Source organism: Stieleria sp., assembly GCF_041595215.1.
GTDB classification, from domain to species: Bacteria; Planctomycetota; Planctomycetia; order Pirellulales; family Pirellulaceae; genus Stieleria; species Stieleria magnilauensis.
Genome location: NZ_JBFHKV010000820.1, coordinates 1 through 4,051, shown reverse-complemented (window position 1 = coordinate 4,051; position 4,051 = coordinate 1). Strand labels below are relative to the sequence as shown.

General features: G+C 58.8%; 2 protein-coding genes and 1 pseudogene. All 3 read right to left on the bottom strand.

All coding sequences use genetic code 11. From position 1 onward, the window contains the following. Positions 1–892: pseudogene (locus ABX749_RS24695) on the bottom strand (alpha-amylase); the annotation flags it as partial. A 494-nt stretch (positions 893–1,386) separates the two neighbouring features. After that, positions 1,387–2,802: a DUF4921 family protein gene (locus ABX749_RS24690; protein ID WP_372898336.1), complete on the bottom strand. Its 1,416-nt coding sequence runs from the start codon at positions 2,800–2,802 to the stop codon at positions 1,387–1,389. Positions 2,803–3,013: 211 nt separating this feature from the next. Beyond that, a partial coding sequence (locus ABX749_RS24685; RefSeq protein WP_372898335.1) for a glycogen synthase occupies positions 3,014–4,051 on the bottom strand: 1,038 nt, incomplete at its 5' end.

Sequence of the window (4,051 nt, the reverse complement as noted above, 5' to 3'; positions counted from 1 at the left end):
TCTCATGGGTCACCTCGTCGAGCACGACTTGTGACTCGGTCGGCAGCGACCACTCGGTCATCTCGCGATAGCTGCAATCGGGCAAATAGATTTTCCCGATTGGTGCGGTGCGATTGATCGCTTCGCCGAGGGCCACGGTGTGCAACCACGGGGCGTTTTCTGTCAGCGCGTTGAACAGCGATTTCAACCAGCCCTTGTCGTACACGTGTACTTTCGTGTCGGGCCAGGTACCAAATTTTTCGCCGTCGTCGCCGAAGGTCAGGACCGCGCCGGGGGCTCGCTCGGCCACGCTGCGACAATAATCGATCGTCGCCTGGACCGGTTGGAAGGGGATCGTGTAACGCAGGTGTTCCGAACCGGGGAAGATACGCAGCAACCGCCCGTCGTCTTCGGTGATGAAGTAACCGGTCAATTGATTCTCATCGACTCCCGCGGCCCGGAAGTGATAATCGTCCAGCACGGTGTAGCGAATGCCGGCATCAGCGACGTCACGCGTCAACGTGGATTCCCAAACCCGCTCCGGCGTCCACATCCCTGCCGGGGTGCTACCCAAGTGCCGCTCCAGCCAGCGGCCATACGCTTCGATTTGGCCGATCCGGTCTCGCGCCGGCAGCATGGTCAAGATCGGCTCGTATTGCGGACCACCGACGATCTCGATCCGTCCCGCTTCGACCAACAATCGCAGCCGATCGAGATACTCCGGATGACGCTCGGCCAACCACATCATCAACGGTCCCGACGTGTGCAGCGAAATCTGCAACTTGTCATAGGGCTCAAAGACATCCAAAAACGGTCGATAGCTATCTTGGTATGCCTGCTCAAACACGCCGTCAAAGTTACCGATCGGCTGATGATTGTGCAAAACCAAGCAAAGATGAACGTGAGCAGACATGTTCGCAGGAGTTAAAGTCGTGAATTGGTAGCAACGATTGACGACACCGTGCGTTGTCGCACAGCGTAAGGGTTCAACCGGGTTGCCGGACGTGATTACTGAGCGAATTGTATGAAACGAGTGGACGTTTCCGAATGGCCACTCCGGACGGATCAGTCCGGTTGCACGAAATCGATCAGGCGTTGAAGCAAAAGGTTTCCCAGTTTGTACGTCTTCCCCTAACCGTTAACGGCGACCCACAGGTTGTATCGGCATGACTGTAGGGGTGGACAACAGTCAGAATCGGCAAATTTTCACAGCGATTCTTGACCGATCGCTGGGGCAGACCGGCCGACAGGGTGGTGCCGGTGACCACACCGGCCAGCCGGGGAACTGGATTGCTTGAGAACGGGGTCGCCAGCCGGTGGGCCGTCGGGTCGTCAGCCGGGCGGCCGGTTCGCGAGTCTCAACGCCTGGGGAAGGCGGAGGTCTGGAGCCGCCAGCGTGCGGGTGTCTTACCGCGTCAGCAAAACGTTTCGCGGATCATGCCGTCGGGCGATCTCGCGGTAACGCAGCGCGGCGGTTTCCGGCAACAGTGAATTGATCATGCAGTCACAGCTCCACTCGAATCCCGCGGTTTTGTTCAATCGCGGAAAGACATCGAGCGACCATTGAAAGGCTTCGGGCTGTTGGCCGCCGGGAGGACAGGTGTGTAGCAGGTAATTGAATGCTTTGCCCGGGAAGGCTTCATTGACCCAGCAGAGCACTCGCCAGAGGAAACTGGACAATTGGTCCAACGACGTCTCGGTCATCAGATCAAAGTGGGGTTGGTGTTCCACCGACGTCAATCGAATCATGCCACCGAAGCGGCTGGCGAACGGGCAGAACGCGACAAACGAGTCGGTACGATCGATCACCCGACTTCGCTCGGCCAACTCGGCACGCAACAAATCGCAGGCGAGCGTGCATCCGGTCCGTGCCCGGTGGTGCTCGCAGCGAAGCAATGTGGTACGGACATGGTGCGGCATCAGGCTGGTCGCGATCAGCTGGCTATGGCTGTGCCGCAGCGACGCACCGGCTTCGGGACCGCAATTCTTGAACACACTGATGTAGTTGATCCCACGGACCTGTCGCCAATGGCGAATCCGGTCGCGGAAGGCGAGCAAGGTCATGTAGACCATTGCGGGGTCATATTGCGTGATCGATTCGGCGTGCAGCGAGGATTCGACAATCACTTCGTGTCCGCCGACCACATCGGTGATCGGAAACAGATTGTGCCGATCGACGTGGCCGCCTTTCTCGGCATCGCAGGGGCTGACGGCCGGAAACTTGTTGGGCACGACACGCACGTCCCAATTCTCTTGTTCGCCCGGAACGACCTCGACCGCCGGTCCGGCAAAGCGGGTCGCTGCGCTATCGAGTGGCGCCGTTGCCTGGTCGCCCAATTTGGCCGACCAGACGGCCTCCGGCGTGCGGTTTTCGGCGCCGACACAAAAGGGACAGGCCGCATCGACGCTCGGACGCTCGGACGTCGGGTGCTCCAACGCCGAATGCGCTGTGGCGGTGGCGACAGAGGGCTGCTTGGCAGCTTCGTAATCGTTGGGGCGCTGATCGCGTTTGGGCGCAAAAATCGTCCAGTCGCCGGTCAGCAAGTCTCGCCGGGTATGCGACGTTGCGCTGCTGCCCCGATAGGAAGCCGCTTCTTTTCGGCTTTTGGTATCGGCATCTGAACGTGTCAGTGAACGGATGACCGATCGCCGCGCCGGTCGTCCCGGCCACATCGCTTCGGTTTCGCCGGCCGACGCCAGTCGCGTGTCGGTGTCGATGGTCCCGGGCTTCGCGTGATATTCTGAGACCGCTTCGCTTACTTGACGGGGCAGATCTGATTCTGCCGAAACGATTTGCGGTTGTTGCTCAGAATCAGAAGACATGCGTCGCAGCAGGGTTAGGTTGGGATTGATGAGGATGCCTGAACACGGGTGCTGCCACCACCGGCTTGTCCATCAACCTCTCGTCCGCTTGAGCCGTCCCAAGTCATCCAGATTGGGAGTGCTGTTTACGGACCCGACTTGCGTCACTCTACCAATTTCTGAGCAATTTCCAGTCTTGTCTGAGCAAAAAAACAAAATCGTTTGCCGGCCCTCATTTTGGCACGAGAGCCTTGCCCCCCTTAAGGGAAACTGCGTTGTCGTAAAGCTCCACATACTGGGACGCACTCTTCCTCCAAGACCAGTCCGCGGCCATCGCGCGCTGCACCAAATTATTCCAAATTTTTTGCTCGTGATATCGCAATTTCAGGGCTCGGCCGATGGATTCGTCGAGTCCGCGCGGAGAAACCTCGCGCAAGTGGAATCCGGTCGCCGTTTGGTTGGATAGCGTTTCGGCCGTCGTGTCGACGACCGTGTCGGCCAGACCGCCCGTTGCGGTAACAATTGGTATCGTTCCGTAACGGAGGCTATAGAGTTGATTGAGCCCACACGGCTCATAGTGACTGGGCATCACAAACAAATCCGCACCGGCTTCAATCCGGTGCGCCAGGGCGTCGTGAAAGCCGATGTGTGCGGCGACTTGCTGGGGCGCTTGGGCCGCCAATGCCGTCAGTTCGGCTTCGATCTGCTTGTCGCCGCTGCCAAGGATCATCCATTGCGTCGGCCGGCCTTCTTCGACGTGCTGACGGATCACCGGAAGGATCAAATCCCAGCCTTTTTGTTCGGCCAAACGCCCCACCAAACCGATCATCGGCACGTCGGCTGATTCTTCGAGTCCGAACTCGAGCTGCAGCGATCGTTTGTTGGCGGTTTTGCCCGAAGGCCAATTGTTTTGATCGTAGTTTGCGCTCAGGTGAACATCGGTCGCCGGATTCCAGACGGTCTCATCGATTCCGTTGGTGATGCCAGTCACACGCCCGCCTTTGGACGCCAGCACGCCATCGAGACCGCAGCCGTGCTGGGGCGTGCAGATCTCCATCGCGTAACGGGGACTGACGGTTGTGACATGGTCGGCGCAGACGATTCCTGTTTTCAGAAAATTGAGCTGCCCGTAGTACTCGAACGTCTCATGGGTGAAATGTTTCCAATCCAAGCCCGTCCACTTGAACGCGTCATGGTGAAACTGACCCTGGTAGGCCATGTTGTGGATGGTCATCAAGGTCGCGGCCTTTCCGAGCGACCCAAACGCTTT

Excerpts from the sequence above, each read along its gene's own strand:
- ABX749_RS24690 (WP_372898336.1), bottom strand. The coding sequence starts at position 2,802 with ATGTCTTCTGATTCTGAGCAACAACCGCAAATCGTTTCGGCAGAATCA.